Source organism: Sphingomonas sp. GW821-FHT12D09 (assembly GCF_058807215.1).
The window spans coordinates 404667-430416 of sequence record NZ_JBXAQL010000004.1 but is presented as its reverse complement, the minus strand read 5'-3'; the positions used below and the strand labels follow the sequence as shown (position 1 = coordinate 430416).

19 protein-coding genes are annotated in these 25750 nt (G+C 68.2%); 9 read left to right on the top strand and 10 right to left on the bottom strand.

What is annotated here, in order from left to right:
- Nucleotides 1-60 precede the first annotated feature (60 nt).
- Genes AC1RPL_RS19305 through nagE form a run of 3 tightly spaced genes read left to right on the top strand, consistent with a single transcriptional unit; the run spans nucleotide 61 to nucleotide 6487 of the window.
- Entirely contained in the window at nucleotides 61-2328 is a 2268-nt protein-coding gene (locus AC1RPL_RS19305) for a beta-N-acetylhexosaminidase (RefSeq protein ID WP_493071676.1), read from the top strand.
- Entirely contained in the window at nucleotides 2325-4778 is a 2454-nt protein-coding gene (gene ptsP, locus AC1RPL_RS19300) for a phosphoenolpyruvate--protein phosphotransferase (RefSeq protein WP_493071674.1), read from the top strand. The genes AC1RPL_RS19305 and ptsP overlap by 4 nt, the downstream gene beginning before the upstream one ends.
- Nucleotides 4775-6487 carry an N-acetylglucosamine-specific PTS transporter subunit IIBC gene (gene nagE, locus AC1RPL_RS19295; RefSeq protein ID WP_493071673.1) on the top strand — a complete coding sequence of 571 codons (1713 nt, stop codon included), beginning with the start codon at nucleotides 4775-4777 and terminating at the stop codon, nucleotides 6485-6487. Before ptsP ends, nagE begins: the two co-directional genes overlap by 4 nt.
- Nucleotides 6488-6551: 64 nt before the next feature.
- On the opposite strand, the gene AC1RPL_RS19290 is transcribed toward nagE, so the two are convergent.
- Nucleotides 6552-6986, bottom strand: a complete 435-nt coding sequence (locus AC1RPL_RS19290) for a hypothetical protein (RefSeq protein ID WP_493071672.1) — start codon at nucleotides 6984-6986, stop codon at nucleotides 6552-6554.
- Nucleotides 6987-7138: 152 nt separating this feature from the next.
- Between AC1RPL_RS19290 and AC1RPL_RS19285 the strand changes: the two genes are divergently transcribed.
- Nucleotides 7139-8311: a hypothetical protein gene (locus AC1RPL_RS19285; RefSeq protein ID WP_493071670.1), complete on the top strand. Its 1173-nt coding sequence runs from the start codon at nucleotides 7139-7141 to the stop codon at nucleotides 8309-8311.
- Here the strand turns inward: AC1RPL_RS19285 and AC1RPL_RS19280 are convergent.
- From AC1RPL_RS19280 to AC1RPL_RS19270, 3 genes are all read right to left on the bottom strand, one after another.
- Nucleotides 8308-9531, bottom strand: a complete 1224-nt coding sequence (locus AC1RPL_RS19280) for a hypothetical protein (RefSeq protein WP_493071668.1) — start codon at nucleotides 9529-9531, stop codon at nucleotides 8308-8310. The genes AC1RPL_RS19285 and AC1RPL_RS19280 overlap by 4 nt on opposite strands.
- Nucleotides 9532-9580: 49 nt before the next feature.
- Nucleotides 9581-10864, bottom strand: coding sequence for an MFS transporter (locus AC1RPL_RS19275; RefSeq protein ID WP_493071666.1), 1284 nt, complete (start codon nucleotides 10862-10864; stop codon nucleotides 9581-9583).
- A 102-nt stretch (nucleotides 10865-10966) separates the two neighbouring features.
- Complete coding sequence (locus AC1RPL_RS19270) at nucleotides 10967-13348, bottom strand: TonB-dependent receptor (RefSeq protein WP_493071664.1); 2382 nt, start codon at nucleotides 13346-13348, stop codon at nucleotides 10967-10969.
- Nucleotides 13349-13608: 260 nt separating this feature from the next.
- Here AC1RPL_RS19270 and AC1RPL_RS19265 point away from each other — a divergent pair, with 260 nt between their 5' ends.
- The 4 genes from AC1RPL_RS19265 to AC1RPL_RS19250 are packed head-to-tail and all read left to right on the top strand — an operon-like array spanning nucleotide 13609 to nucleotide 18652.
- Nucleotides 13609-14334: a GntR family transcriptional regulator gene (locus tag AC1RPL_RS19265; RefSeq protein ID WP_493071662.1), complete on the top strand. Its 726-nt coding sequence runs from the start codon at nucleotides 13609-13611 to the stop codon at nucleotides 14332-14334.
- A 2-nt stretch (nucleotides 14335-14336) separates the two neighbouring features.
- Nucleotides 14337-15383, top strand: a complete 1047-nt coding sequence (locus AC1RPL_RS19260; protein ID WP_493071660.1) for a serine hydrolase domain-containing protein — start codon at nucleotides 14337-14339, stop codon at nucleotides 15381-15383.
- Nucleotides 15384-15422: 39 nt separating this feature from the next.
- Complete coding sequence (locus AC1RPL_RS19255; protein WP_493071659.1) at nucleotides 15423-17066, top strand: carboxylesterase/lipase family protein; 1644 nt, start codon at nucleotides 15423-15425, stop codon at nucleotides 17064-17066.
- Nucleotides 17063-18652 (top strand): AMP-binding protein, encoded by a 1590-nt coding sequence (locus AC1RPL_RS19250; protein ID WP_493071658.1) that lies wholly within the window; start codon nucleotides 17063-17065, stop codon nucleotides 18650-18652. Before AC1RPL_RS19255 ends, AC1RPL_RS19250 begins: the two co-directional genes overlap by 4 nt.
- Before the next feature lie 165 nt (nucleotides 18653-18817).
- On the opposite strand, the gene bktB is transcribed toward AC1RPL_RS19250, so the two are convergent.
- The 3 genes from bktB to AC1RPL_RS19235 are packed head-to-tail and all read right to left on the bottom strand — an operon-like array spanning nucleotide 18818 to nucleotide 22948.
- On the bottom strand, nucleotides 18818-19999 hold the full coding sequence (gene bktB, locus AC1RPL_RS19245) for a beta-ketothiolase BktB (protein WP_493071656.1): 1182 nt from the start codon (nucleotides 19997-19999) through the stop codon (nucleotides 18818-18820).
- Nucleotides 19996-20880 carry an SDR family NAD(P)-dependent oxidoreductase gene (locus tag AC1RPL_RS19240; protein WP_493071654.1) on the bottom strand — a complete coding sequence of 295 codons (885 nt, stop codon included), beginning with the start codon at nucleotides 20878-20880 and terminating at the stop codon, nucleotides 19996-19998. Before AC1RPL_RS19240 ends, bktB begins: the two co-directional genes overlap by 4 nt.
- Before the next feature lies 1 nt (nucleotide 20881).
- The gene (locus tag AC1RPL_RS19235; RefSeq protein WP_493071652.1) at nucleotides 20882-22948 is read right to left on the bottom strand and encodes an FAD-dependent oxidoreductase; all 2067 of its coding nucleotides are present in this window, start codon (nucleotides 22946-22948) and stop codon (nucleotides 20882-20884) included.
- 71 nt (nucleotides 22949-23019) lie between these two features.
- Here AC1RPL_RS19235 and AC1RPL_RS19230 point away from each other — a divergent pair, with 71 nt between their 5' ends.
- Nucleotides 23020-23757 carry a FadR/GntR family transcriptional regulator gene (locus AC1RPL_RS19230; RefSeq protein ID WP_493071650.1) on the top strand — a complete coding sequence of 246 codons (738 nt, stop codon included), beginning with the start codon at nucleotides 23020-23022 and terminating at the stop codon, nucleotides 23755-23757.
- 92 nt (nucleotides 23758-23849) lie between these two features.
- Here AC1RPL_RS19230 and AC1RPL_RS19225 read toward each other — a convergent pair whose 3' ends face one another.
- From AC1RPL_RS19225 to AC1RPL_RS19215, 3 genes are all read right to left on the bottom strand, one after another.
- The gene (locus tag AC1RPL_RS19225) at nucleotides 23850-24131 is read right to left on the bottom strand and encodes an ATP-binding protein (protein WP_493071649.1); all 282 of its coding nucleotides are present in this window, start codon (nucleotides 24129-24131) and stop codon (nucleotides 23850-23852) included.
- A 529-nt stretch (nucleotides 24132-24660) separates the two neighbouring features.
- A complete protein-coding gene (locus tag AC1RPL_RS19220) occupies nucleotides 24661-25260 on the bottom strand; it encodes an ImmA/IrrE family metallo-endopeptidase (RefSeq protein ID WP_493071647.1) in 600 nt (199 codons plus the stop codon).
- Complete coding sequence (locus AC1RPL_RS19215; RefSeq protein WP_493071645.1) at nucleotides 25253-25684, bottom strand: helix-turn-helix domain-containing protein; 432 nt, start codon at nucleotides 25682-25684, stop codon at nucleotides 25253-25255. Before AC1RPL_RS19215 ends, AC1RPL_RS19220 begins: the two co-directional genes overlap by 8 nt.
- Nucleotides 25685-25750: the final 66 nt, after the last annotated feature.

The following is a 25750-nucleotide window of genomic DNA, read 5'->3' as shown; positions in this document are numbered from 1 at the left end:
GCGATTGCCTGGGCCAGGAAGCCGCCTAAGCTCGCGCGATCCAAAGCCGGGAGCCTCAGCGTGATCTCCATCCGTCTCGCATTCCTCGCCGCCGCTGCCCTGCTGGCGGCCGTTCCCGCCAGCGCGCAGCAATTGCCGCGGCTGCTCCCGGCGCCCGCCGACATGCAGCCCGCGCCGGGCCATTTTGCGCTCACTGCGACGACGCCGGTGCTGGTGCCCGCAGGGGATGCCGGCGCACGCGCTGCGGCGGAACGGTTGATCGAGCTGCTCAAGCTTTCGCGCGGGCTCGCGCTGCGCACCGCCGCCACTTCGCCGCATGCCGCCATCCGCTTCGTGCGCGGCGCCACCGGCAAGGCCGAGAGCTATCGGCTGGAGATCGGCGCGACCGGCGCGACGATCACGGCGGGCGACGATGCCGGGCTGCTCTACGGCGCGGTCACCTTGTGGCAGGCCGCGACCCAGGCGAGCGGCACCGGCGCGGTGACGATCCCCGGCCTTGCCATCAACGACGCGCCGCGCTTCGGCTGGCGCGGGCTGATGCTCGACGTCGCGCGCAACTTCCGCTCGCCCGCCTATGTCCGCCAGCTGATCGACTGGATGGCGGTCAACAAGCTCAACACGCTCCACTGGCACCTGGTCGACGACCAGGGCTGGCGGATCGAGATCAAGAAATACCCCAAGCTGACCAGCGTCTCGGGCTGGCGCACTCCGGCGGTGGCGCCCGGCGCGCCGAAATTGCCCAAGATGGGCGGTTTCTACACCCAGGCCGAGATCGGCGAGATCGTCGCCTATGCCGCCAAGCGCGGCATCACCGTCGTCCCCGAGATCGAGATGCCGGGCCACGCCTTCGCCGCGATCCGCGCCTATCCCGAGCTCGCCAGCGCCTCACCGGTGCCGGTGGGGATCGAGAGCGACGCGGGCATCTTTCCCTGGCTCTACAATGTCGACGACAAGACCTTCGGCTTCCTCGAGGACGTGCTCGGCGAAGTGATGGCGCTGTTCCCGTCCAAGTATATCCATGTCGGCGGCGACGAGGCGACCAAGGACCAGTGGAAGGCGTCGCCGGTCATCCAGGCGAAGATCAAGGCGCTCGGCCTGAAGGATGAGACGGCGCTCCAGGCATGGTTCATCCACCGCATCGCCACCTATCTCCAGGCCCACGACCGCAAGCTGATCGGCTGGGACGAGATCCTGGAAGGCGACGACATGCCCGCCGATGCGACCGTCACGTCGTGGCGCGGGATCAAGGGCGGGATCGAGGCGGCGAAGAAGGGCCATGACGCAGTGATGAGCCCGTCGCCGATCCTCTATCTCGACAACCGCCAGGGCTGGGGCCCGAACGAGCCGCCGGCGCGCGGCACGCTGATCGATCTTCGCCAAGTCTATGGCTATGATCCGGTCGACCAGATTCCGGCCGAGCAGCAGCATCACGTGCTTGGCGTCCAGGGCAATCTCTGGTCCGAGCGCATGCGCACCGATGCGCGGGCCGCCTGGGCGATGTTCCCGCGCGGCAATGCGATCGCCGAGATCGGCTGGTCGAAGCCGGAAGGGCGCAACTATGACGAGTTCGTCCAGCGGCTGGTACCGCAGCTGGAGCGGATGAAGCCGCTCGGTCTCAACGCCGCGACCAGCGCGTTCGAAGTGCATCCCAAGCTCGACTATCGCGCCGGCGCCAAGACCGTGTCCGTGGCGCTGGAGAACCAGTCGGGCCTGCCGATGCGCTACACGACCGACGGCACGCCGGTGACGGCTCGCTCGCCGCTCTATTCGGCGCCGCTCGACTTGCGGCTGCCGACGCGCCTGCGCGCCGCGAGCTTCCTCGAAGGGAGCAGCGTGAGCGCCGCGATCGACCGGACGATCGACGGCCGCGCGGTGCGCACCCGCACCGACGAGGACATCAAGACCTGCGCCGGCAAGGTCGTGCTGGGGATCGAGGACGATTATCCCGCGGCGGGTCCGCGCGCGACCTTCCTGGTCGATATCTTCCAGCCCTGCTGGCAGTGGAACGACGCCCCCACGGGCGGGGGGAAGGCGGTGGCGCTCACCGTCGGGCAGATCCCGTTCAACTTCCAGCTGGGCAAGGACATCGACCATGTGAAGATTCCCCCGGCGGCCACGCCCGCAGGCGAGTTCCGGGTCCATGCCGGCACCTGCAAGGGCCCGATCCTGGCGACGCTGCCGCTGGCCTCGGCAGTGGGCAATCCGGGGCTGACCCGCCTGCTCGCGCCGCTGCCGCTCAGGCAGGGTAATGAGGATATCTGCATCGATTACGCCGCCAATGGCGTGAATCCGATGTGGGCGCTGGAGTCGGTGGAGCTGGTCCCTTGAGCGATACGATACCGCTGGTCGCCCCATTCGCGGGCTGGCTGGCACCCCTGGAAGACGTGCCCGACGCGGTGTTCGCCGAGCGGATGATGGGGGACGGCTTCGCGATCGACCCGACCGAAGGCGTGCTGCGCGCGCCGGCCGCCGGCGAGGTGATCAACGTGCCGGAAAGCGCGCATGCAGTGACGCTGCGGCTGGGCAATGGTGCCGAGCTGTTGCTGCATATCGGGCTGGAGACGGTGGCGCTGGGGGGCAGGGGCTTCGAGGCCAAGGTGGCCGCGGGGGACCGGGTGCAGGCCGGGGACGTGCTGATCGCCTTCGACCTCGATGCCATTGCCACCGAGGCCAAGGCTCTGATCACTCCGGTCATCATTGCTAGCGAAGGTTACGCGCTCGGGCTTGAACCCTTGGGCCGAACGGTCGCGGCCGGAGCGGTCGTCGGGCGGGTTTCGCGTGCGGATGTTGCAACAGTGGACGCTATGGCCTCGGATGTTGGCGCAGAGCGGCGCGTAAGGGTCACGGCGGCCAATGGCATCCATGCCCGGCCGGCGGCGCGCATCGCCGCGGCGCTCAAGCCGTTTCTTGCCGACGTGGCCATTCACGCCGCCGATCGTAGCGCCAACGCGCGCAGCACGATCGCGCTGCTGGGGCTGGGCGCGGGCAAGGACGACGAGGTGCGCATCGTCGCGCGGGGCGGCGACGCCCAGGCCGCGGTCGACGCCGTCGCCGAACTGATCCTCGCCAATTTCCACGAGACCGCGCACGCATCCGCGCCCAGAGTGTCCGCAACCAGCATAGGCCCGGTCCGCGCCGCGCCCGGCCTCGCCATCGGCCAGGCCTTCCAGCTGCGCAGCGCCGATCTCGACGTGCCGGCCGACGGCGCCGGTGTCGCTGCCGAGCAGGCTGCGCTGTCCAAGGCGCTTGCCGACACCGCCGCGAGCCTGGACGGCGCGCATGGCACCGCCGCCGAGATCGCCGAGGCGCACCGTGCGCTGCTCGCCGATCCCGAGCTTGCCGCCACTGCCGCGCGCCACCTCGCCGAAGGACGCAGCGCCGGGTTCGCCTGGCGCGCCGCCACGGCGCAGGCCGCCGGGGCATTGCACGCCACGGGGGATGCGCTGCTGATCGAGCGGATCGCCGATCTCACCGATCTCGAACGCCAGGTGATCGGGCGGCTGCTGGGCGGCAGCGCGCCAGCCGCGCCCGCGCTGCCCAAGGGCGCGATCCTGTTCGCCGAGGATCTGCTGCCCTCGCAATTCCTCAGCCTCGACACGGCGCGCCTTGCCGGGATCGCCACAGCGCAGGGCGGTCCGACCTCACATGTCGCGATCCTCGCGGCTTCGGCCGGCGTGCCGATGCTGGTGGCCGCCGGAGAGGGCGTGCTGGCCATCGCAGACGGCACCCCGGTGATCCTCGATGCCGATGCCGGCACGCTGAGCGTCGATCCCGATGCCGATGCGCTGGCCGACGCCAGCACCCGCCTTTCCGCCCAGCGCGAGCGCCGCGCCCGCCAATTGGCCGCCGCGCAACTATCGGCGCACACTGCGGACGGAGTGCGCATCCACGTCTTCGCCAATCTCGGCTCGGTGCGCGATGCCGCCGCCGCGGTGAGTGCCGGCGCCGAAGGCTGCGGGCTGCTGCGCACCGAGTTCCTGTTCCTCGAGCGCGAGACCGCGCCCACCGAGGAGGAGCAGCGCGAGACCTATTCGGCGATCGCCGCGACGCTGGGCGAGCGCCCGCTGATCGTCCGCACGCTCGATATCGGCGGCGACAAGCCGGTGCCCTATCTGCCGATGGACGCGGAGGAGAATCCGGCGCTCGGCCTGCGCGGCGTGCGGCTGACGCTGGCGCGGCCCGACCTGATGCGCATCCAGCTGCGCGCGATCCTCCGCGCGGTGCCGGCGGCGCAGTGCAGGATCATGCTGCCGATGGTCGCTGACCTGGGCGACTATCGTCCGGTCCGTGCGCTTCTGGACGAAGTGCGCGCCGAGCTTGGCATCACCGATGTCATCCCGCTCGGCGTGATGATCGAGACGCCCGCCGCCGCATTGCTCGCCGGGCAGATCGCCAGGGAAGCCGACTTCCTGTCGATCGGCACCAACGACCTGACCCAGTACACGCTCGCCGCCGATCGCGGGAACGCGTCGGTCTCATCGCGGATCGACGCGATGCACCCGGCAGTGCTTCGCCTGGTGCGCGAAGTCGGCAAGGGCGCTGCCGAGGCGGGCCGCTGGGCCGGCATGTGCGGCGGGCTCGCGTCCGATCCGCTCGCCGCGCCGATCCTGATCGGGCTTGGCATCACCGAATTGAGCGCGACGCCGGCGCAGGTGCCGGCGGTCAAGGCCGCGGTCGCCGCGTTCGACATGCCTGCCTGCATCGCGCTCGCCGAACGCGCGTGCCACGCCCAATCCGCGGCGGAAGTCCGCGCCCTAGCCATGGAAGCGCAAGCATGAGCTTCAGTCCCTCCGCCCTGCTCTCCAAGGCGCAGCCGCTCGGCCGCGCGCTGATGCTGCCGATCGCCGTGCTGCCGATCGCGGCGCTGCTGCTGCGGCTTGGCCAGGCGGACATGTTGAACATCCCCTTCATCGCGGCGGCGGGCGATGCGATCTTCTCGAACCTCGGCCTGCTGTTCGCGGCGGGCGTCGCCGTCGGGCTCGCCAAGGAGAATCACGGTGCGGCCTCGCTGGCCGGCGTAGTCACCTATCTGGTCGCGACCGAAGGCGCCAAGGTGCTGCTGCACCTGCCGACCGACCTGGTCTCGGCCAGCGCGCTCGAACAGGCGGCGTGGCGGGCCAAGGAAATCTCCAAGCTCAGCGTGCCAGTCGGCATCTCCTCGGGGATCGTCGCGGGGCTGCTCTACAATCGCTTCCACGCGATCAAGCTGCCCGATTACCTGTCCTTCTTCGGCGGACGGCGCTTCGTGCCGATCGTCTCGGGGCTGGCCGGCCTGGTCTTCGCCGCCGCCTTCGGGCTGGGATTTCCCTGGATCGAGACCGGGATCGACGCGCTCAGCCGCTGGGTACTCGGCGCCGGCCCGCTCGGCCTGTTCCTCTACGGGCTGCTCAACCGGCTGCTGCTGATCACCGGGCTGCACCACATCATCAACAATATCGCCTGGTTCCTGCTCGGCGACTTCCATGGCGCGACCGGCGACATCAAGCGCTTCTTCGCGGGCGACCCGAGCGCGGGCTCGTTCATGGCCGGCTTCTTCCCGGTGATGATGTTCGGCCTGCCTGCTGCCTGCCTGGCGATGTACCGCAATGCGCTGCCCGAGCGGCGCAAGGCGGTGGGCGGCTTGCTGTTGTCGCTGGCACTGACCTCGCTGCTCACCGGCGTGACCGAGCCGATCGAGTTCAGCTTCATCTTCCTGGCGCCGGTGCTCTACCTGATCCACGCGGTGCTGACCGGCGTGGCGATGGTGGTGATGGACCTGCTCGGCGTGAAGCTGGGCTTCGGCTTCTCGGCCGGCCTGTTCGACTATGTGCTGAACTTCGGGCTGGCGACCAAGCCGCTGCTGCTGATCCCGGTCGGGCTGGTCTATGCCGCGATCTATTACTTCACCTTCAGCTGGTGCATCCGCAAGTTCAACCTGAAGACTCCCGGGCGCGAGCCGATCGAGGCCGATGCGGCTCCGCTGGAGGTTGCGGGCGACCGCGGCACCGCCATCGCGCTGGCGCTGGGCGGGGCGGCGAACATCCGCTCGGTCGATGCCTGCACCACGCGCCTGCGGCTGGTGCTGGTCGACATCGGCAAGGCGGACGAGCCGCGGCTGAAGGCATTGGGCGCGCGCGGCGTGGTCAAGCTGCAGGGCGGCGGGCTGCAGGTGGTGCTGGGGCCGATCGCCGACCAGGTTGCGGCAGAAGTGCGCGCGGCGGTTGGCGCGGGGGTTGCGGTGCCGGTTGCTGCGCCCGTGACGGCACCGCCTGTGGCAAGCGGCGATACCGGCGGCATCCGCGCTGCGCTCGGCAAGGCGAGGGTGCGCGCCGTTGCCGCCAATGCAACGCGCGTGCTGATCGATGTCGAGGATGCGGGTCCTGTCGACCTCGCCGCGCTGAGCGCCGTGGTGCGTTCGGCCAGCCTGTCGGGAAAGCGGCTCCATCTGATCGTCGGGGGTGGAGCAGAGGCGCTGGGCGCGCAGCTCAAGCGCGAGCTGCTCGGCTAAAGCGATATAGGTGCCCCGGTGCAGGCCGGGAACATTGGGGCAAGTCGCGAAGGATTGCCTCGAGCTAGGAAGTCACCACCCCGGCCGCCGCTTCGGCGGGTGCGGCGCTACTCTCCTCGGGCGCGCTCCACGAACCGCGCTGCGGCGCGATCACCGGCGCGGGGTCGTCGGGCACCGACGCTTCCTCGATCGCCGGCGGCGCCTCGTCTCTAATCCGGGGGACTGGGCGATAGTCCGCGGGCTCGGCGGCGCGCGCGATCGTCATGCGTGGCGGGGACGGGTTCTCGGGATAGGCGGGCGTCGCCGCGGCGCGGCTCAGCGGATAATAGCCCGCATCGTCCGCCGTCGATGCGAAGTCGCTCTGCATCGCCGGCGGGGGCGCCTGCTTGTAGAATTCGAAGGCGCCGGACTGGGCATAATTGCCGAGCCCCATGCCGACCAATCCGCCACCGAGCAGCGCGGCCGCGCCGCATGCCAGCAATGCTTTTCGCGCCGTCATCATGGCCAACCTCCGCACGGCAGAACCGACGGCGGGCTCTGGCTGTTCCCTCGCTTCGTCTCGGGGTTCTCGGCGCCCGAAAGCGGGATTGCCCCCGATGGCTGGCCTAGTTGCCTTCCCCTAGCGCTGGGAGGTCAGGCGAAGGGAAGGCGATGCGCGGAAAACCCATATTGGCGATGGCATTGCTCCTCGCTTGCGCGGCGCCGGTGCGTGCGCAGCAAGCGCCGCCGCCCGAGCCCGAGGCGCAACCCGAAGCGCCGCACCACAAGGGCCTGTTCGCGCGCCTGAAGGACGAGGAGGACGGCAAGTTCGACTTCTCCAACGTGCTCGCCAAGGGCGGCTTCCTGCCGGTGCCGATCATCATCACCGAGCCCGCGGTCGATGGCGGGTACGGCGTCGCCCTGGCATTCCTGACCAAGGATCCCGACAATCCGCGCAATATCACCAAGACCGCCGCCGCCGCGTTCAAGACCGGCAACGGCTCCTATGGCTATGGCGCGTTCCGCAGCGGCTATGTCCTGGACGGGCGGCTCAACTACAAGATCGGCGTCGGCCGGGGGAAGATCACGCTGACCACCTATCCGGGCTTCGCGGCCGACGGGATCGAATACACCAACCATTACGACTATGGGGTCATCGGCTCGGCGATGTGGCATTTCAAGGATGCGCGCTTCTCCGCGGGCCCGCTGTTCGATTTCCGCAAGCTGCGCTCCGAGCTCGACCTGGGCGACAAGGTGCCCGACAAGTTCGCCGGCGACTTCAGCAAGACGCTGCACACCGGCGCGCTCGGCCTGGGCTTTCATTTCGACGACCGCGACAACCCGATCACGCCGACGCGCGGCACCAACGCCTATATGGAAGCCAAATTCAATCGCGGCGCCTTCGGCAGCGACCGCGACTATACGCTGTTCACGATCGAGAGCTATTCGTTCGACCGGCTGGGACCCAAATGGCGCATCGGCCAGAAGCTCGAGATGAAGGGCATACGCGGCGACTTCCCGGCCTATTTCGCGCCGTCGATCGACCTGCGCGGCGTGCAGGCGGGGCGCTACCAGGGGATGAACATGGCGAGCTCCGAGCTGGAGCTGACCTGGCAGCTGAACCCGCGCTGGTCGCTGCTGGCGTTCGGGGGCGTCGGCGCCACCGATGGCGGCGACCGGCGCGTCTACAAGGACAGCGGCGCGATCTTCGCCGGCGGCGCGGGCTTCCGCTACCGGATCGCGCGCAAGCTCGGCCTCGATGCCGGGCTCGACTTCGCCTATGGGCCCGGCGGCTTCGTCTTCTACATCCAGTTCGGCCATGCCTGGACGTTCGGGATGGACTAGGTTCGAGCGGCGCGCTCGATCAGGTGCTGGAATGCCTGCGCCGTCCGGGCGACATTCGCCGCCGACACGCAGCGTGCATCGTCGCTGGCGACATGGTGGTGGCGGTGGATGCCGAACACCGCCGCGACGCTCGGATAGCCCGCGGCGAGGATCTCGATCTGCTCGCCGGCCGAGATGGTCGCGCTCGAATAGGGTGCCTCGAGCGCCGGAAGCCCGGCGAAGATCTCGCGGGCCAGCGGCAGCAGGTCGGGGGTTACCGAGAGATAGCGCTGGGTATCGACGCTCGGCAGCACCTGGCCGGTGATGTCGTGCCAGTCCTGCGAGGCGACATTGGCGCCGAGGTGCAGCCAGAAATGCGTGTCCGCCGGCCTGGGCGCGGTTGCCTTGAGCGCTTCGGCGGCGCCGAGATTTTCATATTCGTGGCCGGTGTTGCAGATGAAGGCGAGGTTGTAGCCGGTCACCGCCTTGCTCGCCCAGCGCGCCAGCCACAGCCAGGCGGCGATGCCGCCGCCGCGCTCGCCGGCGCAACCGTACCAGCCGGAGCGGGGGGTCGAGATCGCCAGCCACTTCTGCTTGCCGCGATCGAGGCGGCCGATGAAGTTGGACGCGGGGCGGCGGCCATTCTCGCCGGCGAGGGTCAGCGTCGCGCGGTCGCCCGGAATCGCCGCGGCGAGGAAGGGGCCGGCATCGGCGGGGGCGAGCAGCGCGACCGGGCCGGTGAACATCGGCTTGCGGCCATCGGCGTTGAGCGCGATCACCTTGCCCGTCGGGCCATTGGTGATCGCGACGACGGCCTTGGCGCCGGCTGCGAAGGCCGCGGCGATCGGGTCGTGGATCGGCTTGGAGAGCGCGGTCGACCAGCGGCCATGGGGCAAGTCGATCAGGGCGATCGCGCCGGTGAGCGGGCCTTCCGCCCGGCCGCCGGCATCGACGCGCACCAGCGGGGCGGTGATGCCCTCGGGACCGGTGGGCATGACGATCGGCTGGGGCCACACCGCCGCCTGCGCCTGGCCGCTGCGCAGTTCGCATTGCCGGGGCACGAAATAGGGGACGGAGACCGGCTGCTGCTCGACCTTGAAGCCGAGCGTTTCGAGTTCGGCGGTGAGCCAGGCACCACAGGCAGTGTCGCCCGCGCCGCCGGCCTGCTTGCTGCCGAAGCCGATATATCTGGCGAGATCGGCGGCGACCTTCGCGGCCAGGTCCTCCGGGACCTTGGCCATCGCTGCGGTCGCCGGCAGTGCGGCGCCGCCTGCCAGGAATCCTCGCCGACTAGGCATTCCGCTTTCTCCCGAGCAACAGCACGCAGACCAAGGATATCACGCAGGTCGCGGCGAGATAGACCGAGATCGGCGCGCTGGTGCCGTAATGCGCGAACAGCGCAGTCGCGACGATCGGGGCGAAGCCGCCGCCGGCGACGGTACCGATCTGATAGCCGAGCGAGGCGCCCGAATAGCGCACTTCCTTGGGGAAGAGCTCGGCGAACAGGGCGGCCTGGGGGCCGTACATCATGCTGACGAAGAACAAGGCGATGGTGATCGCCAGCGTGACGGCGACGGGCGCGCCGCTGTTGATCAGCGGGAAGACGGCGAAGGCCCAGATCGCGGAGAAGATCGCGCCGAAGACGAAGATCGGCTTGCGGCCGAACCGGTCCGACAATGCGCCGCACAGAATCAGCGCGGGCATCATCGCCAGGCTGCCGATCATCACGGCGAACAGCATCGTCTCGCGCTCGATGCCGATCGTGGTGGTGCCGTACGCCACCGCATAGGTGATCGCGATGTAGAAGCAGACATTGTTGGCGATGAACGCACCGCCGGCGAGCAGCACCTGGTCGCCATGCTCGCGCAGCACCGTCCACAGCGGCGACCTGGCCGCCTCCTCCTTGGCGGGCGCCGCGCCCGCGGGCTCCGGCTCGGCGACGGTGCGGTGCATGACGATGCCGACGAAGATCAGCGAGATGCTGAGCAGGAAGCCGATCCGCCAGCCCCAGGCGGCGAAGCTCTCGGCATCGATCAGCGTGCTGGCGATCAGGAACACGGTATTGGCGAGCACCACGCCCAGCGGCACGCCGACCTGGACGAAGCTGCCGTAGAAGCCCTGGCGGTTCGGCGGTGCGCTCTCGATCGCCATCAGCGCCGCCCCGCCCCATTGGCCGCCCACCGCAAGCCCCTGGAGGAAGCGCAGCACGACCAGCATCAGCGGCGCGAGCACGCCCGCGGTCGCATAGGTGGGCAGCAGGCCGATCAGCGTGGTCGCCGCGCCCATGATGAACATCGCCGCGACCAGCGCCTTCTTCCGGCCGTGGAGATCGCCGAAATGGCCGAAGACCATGCCGCCGATCGGGCGGGCGATGAAGCCGACGGCAAAGGTGCTGAACGCGGCGATCTGGGCGACGAACAGCGGCATGTCGGCGGGGAAGAACAGCTTGGGGAAGACCAAAGCGGCGGCGGTGCCGTAGATGAAGAAATCATACCATTCGATCGCCGCGCCGGCGGAGGCCATTGCCGCGATCTTCAGGCTCGGCGCCTTGCCGGACGATTGTTGCGTAGCCAAGGACCGGCCCTCCCGATGCGCTGGGGATAAAGGCTGCCGGCTCCTCTAAACAGGGGAGCCGGCAGGTAGGTGAAGGCGGAGATGGAAGAACCGCCCCGGAGTTTACCAGCGGGTGGACATGCTCACGCCGATGGTGCGCGGCTTGTTGTAGCGCACCGAGAGCGGATAGCCCGCCGACATGAACTTCAGCACCTGGATCTGGCGATCGGTGATGTTGCGCACGAACGCCGCGATCTGGATCTTGTTGAGGTTGAGGCCCGCCCGCGCGCCGAACAGATCGAAATCGGTCATCGGAATGGCGGGAGTCGCTGCGGTCACCGTGTCCTGGATGCCGCCGCGCTGGCCCTGATAGTTGAAGTTGATGAAGGCGTTGGCCTTTTCGCCGATCGGATGGCGGTAATCGACGCTCGCCGACATCGTCCAGTCGGGGATCTGGGCGACCGAGCTGTCGAGCGTCGGCAGGCCGGTCACCCCGGCCGGGATCTTGACGAAATGCGCGCGCTGGGTGGCAGCGTTCAGGCCGAGCGAGAAAGTGCCGCCGGCCAGCTTCCAGCGCCCGTCGAGCGCCGCCTCGATCCCCTTGGATTCGATCGTGCCGCCATTGAGGTTGAACTGCTGCCCCGCCGCGCCGCAGGCATTGGTGAGCGTGCAGCCGTCATTGATGCTGGTGATCGCATCCTTGGTGCGCTGCAGATAGCCCGCGAGCCGCACGAAGACGCCGCGCGTGACGGTCGACTTCACGCCGGCTTCGTAGCCGATGGTGGTTTCGTTGCCATAGGTGAACTGGAAGGGATTGGGGGCGCTCGCATTGAGCGAGCCGTTGTTGACGCCGCCCGCGCGGTAGCCGGTGCCGACCTTGGCGTAGAGCAGGGTGCCCGTCGGCCCCGGGATCTTGTAGCTCGCGGTCGCGGTGAACGCCGGCTGCTCGGACTTGAACACGAAGGTCGTCGGCTGGCGCGTATAGTTGGTGGTGTAGAGCGCGTAGATGAACTGCGTCGCCGTCTTGTAATCGTGCGAGATGCGCGCCTCGCCGGCCAGCGAGAAGTTGCCGAGCTGGTAGGTCAGCGAGGCATAGGCCGCCATCGAATAGATGCGCTGCCTGGTGTTGCTGTCGGTGCCGTAGATTCCTGCCGGCACCGCCGGGCAGTTGGCCGAGGTCGGCAGCGGCTTGAGGCAGACCCTGTCGGTCGGCGTGCCCGTGCAGACGCTCTGGGTGACCAGCGTGAAGGCGCAGGGCGAGGAGTTGATCGCCAGCCGGTAATCGTCGTTCTGGTACAGGCCTTCGCCGCCGACGATCCAGTTCAGATTGCCGCTCGTCCCGGTGAGGTGGAGGTCCTGGTAGAGCGTGCGATCGACCACATTGGTGTGGACCTGGGTGAAGGGATAGATGCCGAGCTCGCCTTGCCGGCGCATCGACTGGAGCGTCGCGAAGTCGATCGCCGCGCCGTAGAACTGGCTGGAGCGCCAGCGCGTCGCCATCGTCGTCGATTCGAGCTTGGCCCAGCCAAGGTCGTAGCTGGCGTTCAGCATCACCCGCCCGACCTTCTGCTGCAAACTGTCCTTGCCGTCATGCGGCAGGACGTAGCGCGACTGGTAATAGCCCAGCGGCACCGCGGCATTGGTGCCCGGCGCGATGGTCAGGCTGTTGACGAAGCTGGGCAGCTTCAGGTCCTGTCCGTCGACGAGCAGGTTCACGTCGAGATCGCCCGAACGGTAGCGCAGCTGCGCACGGCCGTTCCAGCCGCGGGTGCGGTCGTAATAGGCATCGCGGTTGGGGTTGGAATAGAAGCCGCCGCTCTGGGCATAGATCTCGCCGCCGACGCGGATCGCGACCTGGTCGCTGAGCGGCTCGTTGACCACTGCGGAGAACCGGTTCTGGTTCAGCCCGAAAGTGTACATGTCGCGCGCATAGCCCGAGCTTTCGAACTTGGGCTTGGCCAGCACGATGTTGACCACGCCGAACTCGGAGTTGCGGCCATAGAGCGCGCCCTGCGGCCCCTGGAGCGATTCGACGCGCTCGATGTCGAAATAGTCGAGCGTCTTGAAATTGCGCCCGCCCAGCGTCGAGCTGCCGACATAGGCGCCGTTGACGAACAGGCCGACGCCCGAATCCGCGCCGGTGGCACGCGCCGTGCCCGATCCGCGGATCGAGACCTCGGCAAGGTTCTCGCTGGCGACGTCGTTGAAGCGCACGCCGGGCGTGGTGCTGAGCAGATCGCCGCTGCCCGCGACCGGACCCTTTGATTCGAGCTGGTCGGCAGTCACGGCGTTGATCGTGCCCGGCACGTCGCGGATGCTCTCCTCGCGGCGGCGCGCAGTGACGACAATGTCGTCCTGGCTACGCTTTGCGTCGGCGGCGGCCGGGGCATCCTGCGGGGCAGGCGCACTCTCGGCGCTATCGGAAGTGGCGGTCGTGGTCTGCGCCAGGGCCGGCGTCGCGACGACGAGCGCAAGGGTTGCCGTAGTGGCAAGAAAATCTCGCATGCATCCTCCCATGGCGCGCATTTTTGCGGCGCCTGCCCTTTTCATCCGTCGAACGGGGCATTGTGTCAACAGATTGTACGACAATCTTTGTTTTATGGTGCGACAAATCCCTTGCTCCCAGCCAGCCGCCACAATAGAAATGGTCGTGCAGGGCTGGTAGCATCGACACAGGTGCATCCATTCCGTGAGAGGGCAAGGCTTTGAGCGACAATCAGGAATCAGCAGAGGATCTGCATGGCGGAGACGCAGGGGAAACGGCCATGGCCGGCCCTTCGCCGACCGCCGACGATCTCGCGCATGCGCTGCGGCTGCAGATCCAGAAGAGCGAGCTTGCCCCCGGCGAATGGCTGCGCGAGGCGCGGCTGTGCAGCGAATTCGGAGTCGGGCGCTCGATCGTCCGCCGCGCGCTGCGCACGCTCGCCGATGACGGGCTGATCGAGCTCGAGGAGAATCGCGGCGCCCGCGTCTCCTCGACCACCGTCGAGGAAGTGTTCGACCTCTATGAGGTGCGCGCCGCGCTCTATGGCCTGGCGGCGCGCTTCGCCTGCCTGCGCGGCACCGACACGGCGATCCGCCACATGCTGGTCAATATCGACCGGATGCTGAGCGATGCGGCGAGCGGCGTGCCGGCGGAACAGATCATCCAGGTCTCCGAGGAGATCTTCAGCGAGATGGCCGAGTCCGCCAGCCCCGATGCGCAGAAGATGATCGAGGCGGTGCGCCGCAAGACGCGCTTCCACTTCTCCTATGCAGCACTCGCGCTCAACGCCAACGGCCCCGGCCCCTATGAGCATTGGCGCAAGGTGCGCGCCGCTTTGGTCGAGCGCGATGCCGACAAGGCGAGCCAGGCTGCGCGCGAGATACTTTATTTCATGCAGGGCGAAGTCGCGCGGATCATGCTCGCGCGCGGCCCCCGCGTCCGTGTCGATGCGCCGCTTCCCGCCCCTGCACCCCCGATAAGAAAACGCGCCGCGAACAGGAGATGAGGATGAAGGCTCGATCGCACATCAAGGCATTGTTGCTCGCGGCCATCGCCGCCGTGACGATCGCGCCCGCCGCGCCGGCCCGGACCGGCACACCGACTGTCGCCCCGGCAGCCGACGCGGCGACGAACAACCTGCTCGATTATCTGCGCAACCAGAACACCACCGGCTTCCTGGTGATCCAGGACGGCAAGATACTGGTCGAGAAGAACTTCCCGGCGCCCGAGGGCGAACGCCAGTTCCCGCTCTTCGTCTATGGCAAGACCGGCGACGGCGCGCTGCTCGAGGACGTCGCCTCGCAGCAGAAGAGCTTCGTCTCGGTGCTGATCGCGGTCGCGATCGACAAGGGGCTGATCGACGTCACCAAGCCGGTGTCTGACTATATAGGCGCCGGCTGGTCCAAGGCATCGCCTGAGCAGGAAGCCAAGATCCGCGTGATCGACGTGCTCCACATGAGCTCGGGGCTGGACGAGAAGTTCGGGTATGTCGCGCCGTCGGGCAGCGTCTTCTTCTACAACACGCCGGTCTACGCGATCAGCAAGCGCATCGTCGCGGCGGCGGCCAGGCGGCCGCTCGAGACGCTCACCAGCGAATGGCTGACCGTGCCGGCGGGCATGGCCAACACCGCGTGGCGCAAGCGCCCGCCGGCGCTGGCCAGCATCGGCAACGACACCGGGCTGGTCACCACCCCGCGCGATACGGCGCTGTTCGGGCTGATGATCCTCCACAACGGCGTGTCGAACTCCGGCAAGCGCGTTGTCTCCGAAGCCAGCCTCAAGCGGATGTTCGAGCGGTCGCCGACCAACCCTGCCTATGGCCGGCTGTGGTGGCTGAACGGCGGCGAGTACATGATGGGCGCGCTGGGCAACCGCAAGGAAGGCCCGCTGGTCGCCGCGGCGCCGGCCGACATGGTCGCCGCCTTGGGGGCGTTCAACCGCCGGCTCTATGTCGTGCCCAGCAGGAAGCTGGTGGTGGTGCGCACGGGGGCGACCGCGCCCGACAAGGAATTCGACCAGCAGCTGTGGCTGCGGCTCAACAAGGTGATCGGCTGAACGCCGGCGCTTGATCCGAACAGAATCCAGGAGAGTGAGATGGGGATAGCGCACCGCTTCGCGGCGCTGGGCCTGGCGCTTGTCGGCGCTACGCCGGCGGAAGCCCAGTCGATCGTCAAGGCGCCCGCCGGCACCGTGCGCGGCGTCGCGGCCGAGGGGCAGCGGGTGTTCAAGGGCATTCCCTATGCGCTGCCGCCGGTCGGCGAGAGGCGCTGGAAGCCGCCCGTGGCGGTCCCGGCCTGGCGCGACGTGCGCGACGCGACCCAGTTCGGCGCCGCCTGCCAGCAGCCGCCGGCGCCGCCGAGCAGCATCTATGCCGAGACCTATCCGGCGATGAGCGAGGATTGCCTGTCGCTCAACGTCTGGGCGCCGGCCAAGGCGAAGAAGGCGCCGGTGTTCGTCTGGATCCATGGCGGCAATTTGGTGCGCGGATCGTCCCAACAGGCGATGTTCGACGGCGCGGCGCTCGCGCGGCGCGGCGTGATTGTCGTGTCGATCAACTACCGGCTCGGCGTGTTCGGCTATTTCGCGCATCCCGGGCTGAGCGCGGAATCGCCCGACGGGACTTCGGGCAATTATGGCGTGATGGACCAGATCGCGGCCCTGCGCTGGGTGAAGGCCAACATCGCCGCGTTCGGCGGGGATGCGGGCAACGTCACGATCGCGGGCGAGTCCGCCGGTGGCCTCGCGATCCTGCACCTGCTCGTCGCGCCCCAGGCGCGCGGGCTGTTCGCCAAGGCGATCGTGCAGAGCGCCTCGCTGATGAACCTGCCCGAATTGAAGGCGACGGCGCACGGCGTGCCTTCGGGCGAGGCGCTGGGCGCGCATTATGCCGCGGCGATGGGCGCCAAGACCGTCGCCGATCTGCGCGCGATTCCCGGCCCCGATCTCGCCGCCCGCGCGGTGAAGGCGGGCTTCGCCTCGACCGCGATCGTCGACGGCAAGGTGATCCCTCGCCAGCTGCTCGATACGTTCGAGCGCGGTGAGCAGGCGCGGGTGCCGTTGATGACCGGCTTCACTTCCGGCGAGATCGCGACGATGAAGTCGATCCTGCCCGGCCTGCCCGAGGCATCGACCTTCACGCCCGAGAGCTATGAGGCGAAGATCCGCGCCAATTATGGCCCGCTCGCCGACGAATTCCTGCGGCTCTATCCGGCCAGCGATATTGGCAGGAACCTGCTCGCCGCCGCGCGCGACGGCTTCTTCGCCTGGAACTCGCAGAAGCTGGTGCGCGAGCAGGCGAAGGTCGGACAGCCGGCGTACCTGTACTATTTCGACCATGGCTATCCGGCCGCGGACGAGGCGGGCATTCATGCCTTCCACGTGTCCGAAGTGCCGTACATGTTCGGCACGATCGATCGGGTGACCGCGCTGTGGCCGGCGATTCCGAACACGCCGGGCGAGCGCGCGCTCTCCGACGCGATGGTCGGCTATTGGGCGAGCTTCGCCAGGTCCGGCGCGCCGAGCGCCCCCGGCCAGCCGCGCTGGCCCTCTCATGATGAACGAGCCGCCTATATGAACTTCACCGACAAGCCGCATCTCGCGGCGGACCTGAAACCGGCCGAATATGCGCTGCACGACCAGGTCTTCTGCCGGCGCCGCGCCGCGGGCAATTTGCCCTGGAACTGGAATGTCGGCGTGATCGCGCCGCCGCTGCCGGCTGCCACGGAGAGCTGCAAGTGATCGACGGCTCCATGCAGGACTTCGCGCTGACGCTCGACCGGATCGTCGAGCATGCGGCGAAATGGCATCCCGGGGTCGAGGTCGCGACCGCGGGCGAAGGCGGCGCGATCGGCCGGACGACCTATGCCGACCTGCGCGTGCGTTCCCGGAAAATATCGCGCCTGCTCGCCGAACGAGGCGTGCGGCAGGGGGACCGCGTCGCGACGCTGGCGTGGAACAGCCAGGCGCATGTCGAGAGCTGGTACGCGATCATGGGCATGGGCGCGGTGTGCCACACGCTCAACCCGCGCCTCACGCCCAGCCAGCTCGCCTGGATGCTGGCGCAATCGGGCGCGCGGATCCTGATCGTCAGCGCCGACCTGATGGTGATGGCGCTCAAGGTCCTGGACGATGCGCCGGGGATCGAGCGCGTCTTCGTGATCGACGGCGAGATGTCGCCAAAGCGCTATGGCAAGGCCGAGATCGTGCCGCTCGCGCCGTTGCTCGGCCAGGCCGACGACGCGGGCGTGGCCTGGGGCGATTTCGACGAGAAGGCGCCGAGCGGGCTATGCTTCACGTCGGGCTCGACCGGCGCGCCCAAGGGCGTGACCTATACCCACCGTTCGAGCTTCCTGCACACGCTGCGGCTGCTCCAGGCGGACGTGTCGGGCATCACCAGCCAGGACGTCGTCATGCCCGTGGTGCCGATGTTCCACGCCAATGCCTGGGGCCTGCCCTTCGCGGTGCCGGCGGCGGGGGCAAAGCTCGTCCTGCCCGGCCGCCATCTCGACGGTGCGAGCCTCGCCCGGCTGATCGCGGCGGAAGGCGTTACCCTTGCCGTGGGCGTGCCGACCGTGTGGCTGGGCCTGTGCGACCATCTCGACGCCACCGGCATGACGCTGCCGTCGCTGCGCCGGATCCTCGTCGGCGGCGCATCGATGCCGCCTGCGCTGATGGAGCGCATCGAAGGACAGCTGGGCATTCCGGTGCAGACCAGCTGGGGCATGACCGAGCTGTCCCCCGTCGGCACCTTCGGCGTGCTCAGTGCGCCGACGCGCGATGCCGCGATCTCGGGCCGGCCGGCGCTGGGCGTCGACCTGATGCTGATGGACGCGAGCGGCGTGCCGCTCCCCGAGCAGCGCGATGTCGAAGGGCGGCTGCATGTGCGCGGTGGCGCGGTGATCGACCGCTATTTCGGCCAGGACCGCAGCGCGACCAATGCGGAAGGCTGGTTCGACACCGGCGACCTCGCCAGGATCGATCGCGCCGGCAATCTAATGATCACCGGGCGCGCCAAGGATTTGATCAAGTCGGGCGGCGAGTGGATCAACCCGGCCGAGATCGAAGCGGTGGTCTGCGCGCTGCCCCAGGTTTCGCTCGCCGCCGTGATCGGCCGCAGCGACGTGAAGTGGGGCGAGCGGCCGTTGCTGCTGGTCGAGCTGCGCGAGGACCAGGAGATCAGCGACCAGGAGCTGCTGGGATCGCTGCGGGGGCAGGTTGCGTCCTGGTGGATCCCCGATGCGGTGGTGCGCGTGTCCGCCATGCCGCGCGGGTCGACGGGGAAGATCGACAAGCTGCAGCTGCGGGCTGCGTATAGCGCGGGGTGAGCTGAATTTCCCTCTCCCCTGTGGGAGAGGGAGGGAGCCGACGAAGGCGGCGGAAGGGAGGGGGAAGCAGGCGTTACTGCCCCTGTTCCCCCTTATCCTTCCCACTCGGCTTCGCCTCGCGGGCCCCTTCCTTCTCCCACAAGGGGAGAAGGAGTGCAGGCTGTCTCAAACCCGCTCGACGATCAGCGCGATGCCCTGGCCGCCGCCGATGCACATCGTCGCCAGGCCATAGCGCCCGCCGGTCCGTGCCAGCTCGTGGACGAGCTTGGTGACGATGATCGCGCCGGTCGCGCCGACCGGATGGCCGAGCGAGATGCCGCTGCCATTGGGGTTCACCTTCGCGGCGTCGAAGCCAAGCGCGTCGGAGACGGCGCAGGCTTGCGCTGCAAAGGCTTCGTTCGATTCGATCACGTCCATGTCCGCGATCGACAGGCCTGCGCGGGCAAGCGCCGCCCGTGTGGCCGGCACCGGGCCCATGCCCATGAAATTCGGGTCGATGCCGGCGTGGCCATAGGCGACGATGCGCGCCATCGGCGTGAGGCCGTGCTCGGCGACGGCCTTCTCGCTGGCGAGCACCAAAGCGGCGGCGCCGTCGTTGATGCCCGAGGCATTGCCCGCGGTGACGCTGCCGTCGGGCTTGAAGATCGTGCGCAGCTTGGCGAGGTCGGCGGCATTGGCATCGGCGCGGACATGCTCGTCGGTATCGAACGACTTGGTTGCGCGTCCGGCCTTCACTTCGACCGGCACGATCTGCCCCTCGAACCGGCCTTCCGCGATCGCGCGGGCGGCACGGGCGTGGCTTTCGGCGGCGTATGCGTCCTGCCGGGCACGGTCGATGCCGTGGCGCTCGGCGACATTCTCCGCGGTCACCCCCATCAGCCCGCCGCCGAACGGATCGGTCAGCGCGCCGTTGAGGCCGTCGATGATCGTGGCGTCGCCCATCTTCTGGCCCCAGCGCGTGGCGGGGGCATAGTAAGGCGCGCGGCTCATCACTTCGCTGCCGCCGGCGACGGCGATCTCGGCATCGCCGAGCATCAGCATCTGCGCGGCGGAGACGATCGCCTGCACGCCCGACCCGCACAGGCGGTTGACGGTGAGCGCCGGCACTTCCTTGGGAATGCCCGCCTCGATCCCGGCGACGCGCGCCAGATAGGCGTCGCGCGGTGCGGTGGGGATCACCTGGCCGAACACGACATGGCCGACGGCTTCCGGCGCGATGCCGGCGGCTTCGAGCGCCGCCCTGGTCGCGGTGACGGCGAGGCTGGCGGGCGTCTCGTCCTTGAGCGAACCGCCAAAGGTGCCGATCGCGGTGCGGCGGGCAGCGACGATGTAGACGGACTGGGTCATGCGTTCACCTTCTCGGCGCGGGCGGCCATTTCATACTGATATTGCTCTTCGCCGCGGGCGGGAACCGTATCGTGGTCGCGCGCCGAAACCGCATCCAGCCGCTCGAGCAGCGTGTCGGCGACGGTCTCGCCATCGCCCAGGAACAGCCCGCGCGTCATCGTGATATGCGCCTGCTCGAAGCTGCCGGCGCCGGCAAGCAGGATCGCGCGGGTGGGGGCGTCCTCGGCGGCGAGCGCGACGATCGCGGGGCTCACCAGCGACGCGTCGAGGCCGGCGAGCATCTCGGGCGAATAGAGGTTGTTGGTCATCCCCGTCGCCGCGCTCGGCGCCAGGCTGTTGACGCGGATGCCATAGCGCTCGCCTTCGATCGCCAGCGTCTGCATCAGCCCGACCAGCGCCATCTTGGCGGCGCCATAGTTGGCCTGGCCGAAATTGCCGTACAGGCCCGAGGACGAGGTGGTGAAGATGATGCGCCCGTAATTCTGCGCACGCATCGTGTCCCACACTGCCTTGGTGCAGTTGACCGAGCCCATCAGGTGGACGTCGAGCACCAGCCGGAAATCCTCCAGCTCCATCTTGGCGAAGCTCTTGTCGCGCAGGATGCCGGCATTGTTGACCAGGATGTCGATGCGGCCCCAGCGGGCGAGCGTGTCCTCGCACATCGCCTGGACGCCGGCGAAATCGGTGACGCTCACCGCTGCGGCCATCGCTTCGCCGCCGTCCGCTTCGATCTGCGCGCAGACGGCTTTTGCCGCCTCGCCGTTCATGTCCGCGACGACGACCTTGGTGCCGCGTTTCGCCAGCGCGATCGCATGTGCCGCGCCCAATCCGCCACCGGCGCCGGTGACGATCGCCACGCGGGTCGAGAGATCGATCCCCATCCTAGTTCCTTTCAGAGTTTGCCGCGTCGAGCGACGCGAAATCGCGGCCCGAGCGTGCGAGTTCGAAAAGCAGAGGGGCGGGCACCCAGGCCCAGCCCTGCGGGCCGGCGGCGAATTGCTCGATGCGTTCGAGGATGGCGGGGAGGCCGATCCGGTCGGCGAAATACATCGGCCCGCCGCGCTCGCCGGGGAAGCCATAGCCGTCGAGATAGACGACATCGACGTCGACCGGGCGATAGGCGACGCCTTCGCCGAGAATCTTCGCGCCTTCGTTGATCAGCGCGTAGATGCAGCGCTCGACGATCTCCGCGTCGGAGACTGCGCGGCGCTCGAGGCCGATCCGGGCGGACTCCGCCAGGATCAGCGCATCGATCTCGGGATCGGGCTCGGCGGTGCGGCCATCGGGATACCGGTAGAAGCCGGCGCCGGTCTTCTGCCCGAAGCGGCCGAGTTCGCAGACGAGGTCGGGGATGCGCGAATAGGGGCGGTCGGGCTGTTCGACGGCGCGGCGCTTGCGAATGCTCCAGCCGATATCCTGGCCGGCCAGGTCCATCACCGCGCACGGGCCCATCGCCATGCCCCAGTGCTTGAGCGCACCGTCGAGCTGGGCGGGAAGCGCGCCTTCCTCGAGCAGGAACCAGGCCTGGCGGAGATATTCCTCGAACATGCGATTGCCGACGAACCCGTCGCAAACCCCCACGGCCACGGCGCTCTTGCCGATCGCCTTGCCGAACGCCATCGCCGTCGCCAGCGTCTCCGGCGACGTCTTCCCCCCGCGCACGACTTCGAGCAGCTTCATCACGTTTGCGGGCGAGAAGAAGTGCAGCCCGACCACACGCTCGGGCGTGGCGGTGAAGGCGGCGATCGCCTCGAGGTCGAGCGTCGAGGTGTTGCTCGCCAGGATGGCGTCGGGCCGCGCGACGCGCTCCATGCCCATGAACACCTGGCGCTTCACTTCCATGTCCTCGAACACGGCTTCGATCAGCAGGTCGGCTTCCCCGGCGGCATCGATTTCCTGCGCGGTGGCGAGGGCGGCGACGCGGGCGTCTGCCGTTTCGCCGTCGATACGGCCCCTCTCGACGTCGCGGCGGATCGTGCCGGCGATGCCCTTCGCAGCCTTTTCCAGCGCTTCGGCGCGCGGCTCGACCAGCGTCACCTTGAGCCCGGCGTTGAGCAACGCAAGCGCGATGCCCGTGCCCATCAGCCCGCCGCCTATCACTGCGACATGCGCGATCCTGCGCGGCTTCACCTCGCCCAGCCCGGGTACGCGCGCGGCGATGCGGCGGCCGAAGAATGCGTGGCGCAGGCCGCGCGATTCCGCCGAGCCGAGCAGCTCGCTGAACAGGTCGGCTTCGACCTTCAGTCCGCTTGTGAAGTCGTGCGATCCGATCGCCGCGACGCATTCGACGATGCGGCGCTGGGCCAGCGAGCGGGGCCTGGCGCCGGCAAGCGCCTCGGTCAGGTCGGCGGGTACCGGCATCTCACCCGTGCGGCGCACCGGCGGCAGCGTCTCGGCCAGCGCTAGCGCCGCCGCTTCGGCATCGCCTTCGACGACTTGATCGACCACGCCGGCAGCATGGGCCTGGGCGCCGCTGAGCACGCGCCCGCTCAGCATCAACTCGAGCCCGGCTCTGGCGCCGATCAGCCTCGGCAGCCGCTGCGTGCCGCCGCCACCGGGCAGCACGCCCAGCGTCACTTCGGTCAGGCCGATCCGCGCATTCTCCGCCCCGACGCGGTAATGGCAGGCCAGCGCCAGCTCGAGCCCGCCGCCCATGCACACGCCGTTGATCGCGGCGATAACCGGCTTGGGCGAAGCCTCGATCGCTTCGATCATCGCGCGATTGGCGTCGATCTTCGAGGGGTCGCCGTCGAACTCGGTGATCTGCGCGCCGGCGCTGAAGATCCTGGGACCGCCGCTGACGACGATCGCGGCCACGTGGGTATCGGCCGCCAGGCCCGCGAACGCCTCGGCGATCACGCCGACGCCCGCCACCGACTGGGTGTTCACTGGCGGATTGGAGAAACGCAGCAGCGCCACCGTGCCATGCCGCTCGACCTCGACTTGCAAACCAGCTCTCCCATTGGCAGCGTTCGGGGGAGCGCGTATCAAATGTTGGATTGTTGGACAAAGGGATTTTGATGGCATTCGAGAAGTTGGCGATCGCGCGTGCCTATCAGGCGGTGCAGCAGGCGCTGGAGGAGGCGATCCTCAGCGGCGCGCTGGCGCCGGGCGAGCCGCTGCCGACCGAAACCGAGCTTGCCGAGAAGTTCGGGGTGACGCGCCACACGGTGCGCGAGGGGATGCGCGCGCTCGAGCAGAGCGGCCTGGTCAAGCGCGACGCCGGGCGGCGGCTGCACGTCACGCGGCCCAAGCACGACGCGCTCGCCACCCAGAGCTCGCGCGCGCTGATGATGCAGCAGGTCTCGTTCGGCGAGATCTGGGAAGTGGCGATGCAGCTCGAATTGCTTGCGATGGATCTTCTCGCCGGGCAGGTCGATGACGAACTGGTCGGGAAGCTGGAGGCCAACGTCGCCGCCATGGCGGCAGCGCTGAACCGTGGCGAGTCGATCAGCGACCTCGATGTCGAATTCCACGCGCTGCTCGCGCATGCGACACACAACCGCGTGCTGTTGATGTCGCGCGAGCCCGTGTCGTTGCTGTTCTATCCGTCGCTCGACCGGCTGTTCACGCACCCCAAGACCCGCGACCGCTCGCCGCGCCGCATCCTGGAGGCGCACCGCGAGATCGTCACTGCGCTGGCCGGCCGCGATCTCGCCGCCGCCAAGCTGTGGATGCAGCGGCACATGGCCGATTTCCGCCGTGGCTATGAACATGCCGGCCTGCCGCTCGATGCGCCGATCGGCAGAAGCGGCTAAAGCCCCCTTCCGTCTCCGCGCTGCGCTGAACAGATGCGGCAGCCGGTACCCTGCGCCCGCGACAGGCTATAAGCCGCGTTCGCAAGAGACGCTTAGAGCAGCGCACCCTGCGAGAAGGCGCCGTCCCCGACCACGCGGCGTCCGATTTCCCGCAAATGCGCGTGATGCGTGAAGAACAGGACCTGCGTGGCGCTGGCGAGTTCGGCCAGCACGCGCAGGCCCGCTTCTGCGCGGTCATCGTCGAAATTGACGAACAGATCGTCTGCCAGAAACGGCATGCGGACCCCGGAAGCGATCGACTGCTCGACGGCGGCAAGCCGAAGTGCCAGGAAGAGCTGGTCCGCGGTGCCCTCGCTCATGCCGTCGATCGGCACCAGGCTCGTGCCGTCCGAGCGCAGTCCGAGAAGCCGCGGTGTCGCGGGCTCGTAATCGACCTTCAGGCCAAGGAAGCGTTCCAGAGTCAGCGTGCGGAACTGGTGCGACGCGCTCCACTCCGCGATCAGCGCCTCTCTTGAGTCGTATCACGCCCATGTCGAGGAACACGCTAAGATATTCTGATGAGACCGATATGGCCTAATTGAGCCACGGGCCCCGTACCCGGAGGTACGAGGCCCGTTTGGAATGTCGGTCAGAAACCGGGTCCGCGTTACGCGTCCACCAGGAAGCAGAACGCCTTCAAGCCATACGAGCTGGCATAGATGCGTTTGCCGTTCCGGGTGATCCATGCAACGCAGATCCGCTTCTTCCCGGGAGGGATGTCGCTGGATTCCACGAGGGGTTCTCCAATCGGCGCGGCCTCACGTTCTTGCTTCCTTTACCGATACCGCCTACGTGGGCAGTTGACTTGGGCCGGTTTGGGATAGCTCACCCTTTTCAGGGGCCGCATTCTGATCCAGGCTTTTCCTAGGGGGTTCGGCGCTTGCTGACCCCCTTTTTCTTTGCGCGAAGCGCGCCGCGCTTCACGACAAGCTGGCGGTACATGCCGAGGGTACGAGCGCGGTAGCTTGCTGCGCCACGGCTCACACCGAAGCGACGCATGGCTTCCTCGATCGATCGCACTTCCCGGAAGGCGAACTCGGGCATCATGAACGCCGAGGCGAACATGTCGGCCTGAGCCTCCGGATCGACCCGGGCATCGTACTTCTTCATGAAGGCGAAGCCGACCGGCTGCTGCGTGTGGAGCAGCAGGTGGCCGACTTCGTGCAGTGCCGTCATCCGCGCCCGCGGATTGTCCCGGTACAGGGCATCGTAGGTGCGCGGCGCGAAGGTGATCACGGGACGGTGGAGGTCGGTGACCGCTTCCGCGTCACCGAGCTCTCCTTCGTTGGCGATGCCCCAATCGTACTCGGGCACCACCATCGGGAGGGCCCATTCGATGATCCGCGCCGCAGGCACCCGGTCGCGGGGCGCCAGGCCCAGTTGGGCCCGGGCGCGCCACGCCAGTTCTTCGATTTCGTCGCGCGACCGGGCGCGGACCACCTTGTAGGGCTTGGCCTTAGCCATTCTTCCGGTCCCCCATCAGCATCTGGCGAAGGGCTGCCTTCGCTTCCGGGGTGAGGCGGGCGAACGATTCGGCCAGATCAGAAGCGAGAGAGCGGTCGTCGAGGCTGGCATCCTTATCCAGAGAGATGCGGAATTCGCCGCGCGAGAGCGCAGCGGCGCGGATCAGTTCGTTGGCGTCGGCTTGTGTCAGCGAAAGCGCTTTGATCACCTTGTCCTCAAACCCGTCCGGCACGAACCGTTGACCGGTTTCGAGCTGGCTCAAGTAAGGGGTGCTGATCCCCAGCAGCTTCGCTAGGTCGCCGAGCAGAAGCTGTCGCTCCTGCCGTTCGCGACGAAGAAGCTTTCCAAAGGGCGTCACGGTAACCTCCTCTTTAATCGCCCCAATGCGGGCGATGCGACCTCCTAATGAGGGACGCAGGAGCATATTTAGCAACTTCCTGCAAATTTGCAAGACCCTGCTAATTCCGCAATATCGAAGCTTGGTGGCTGG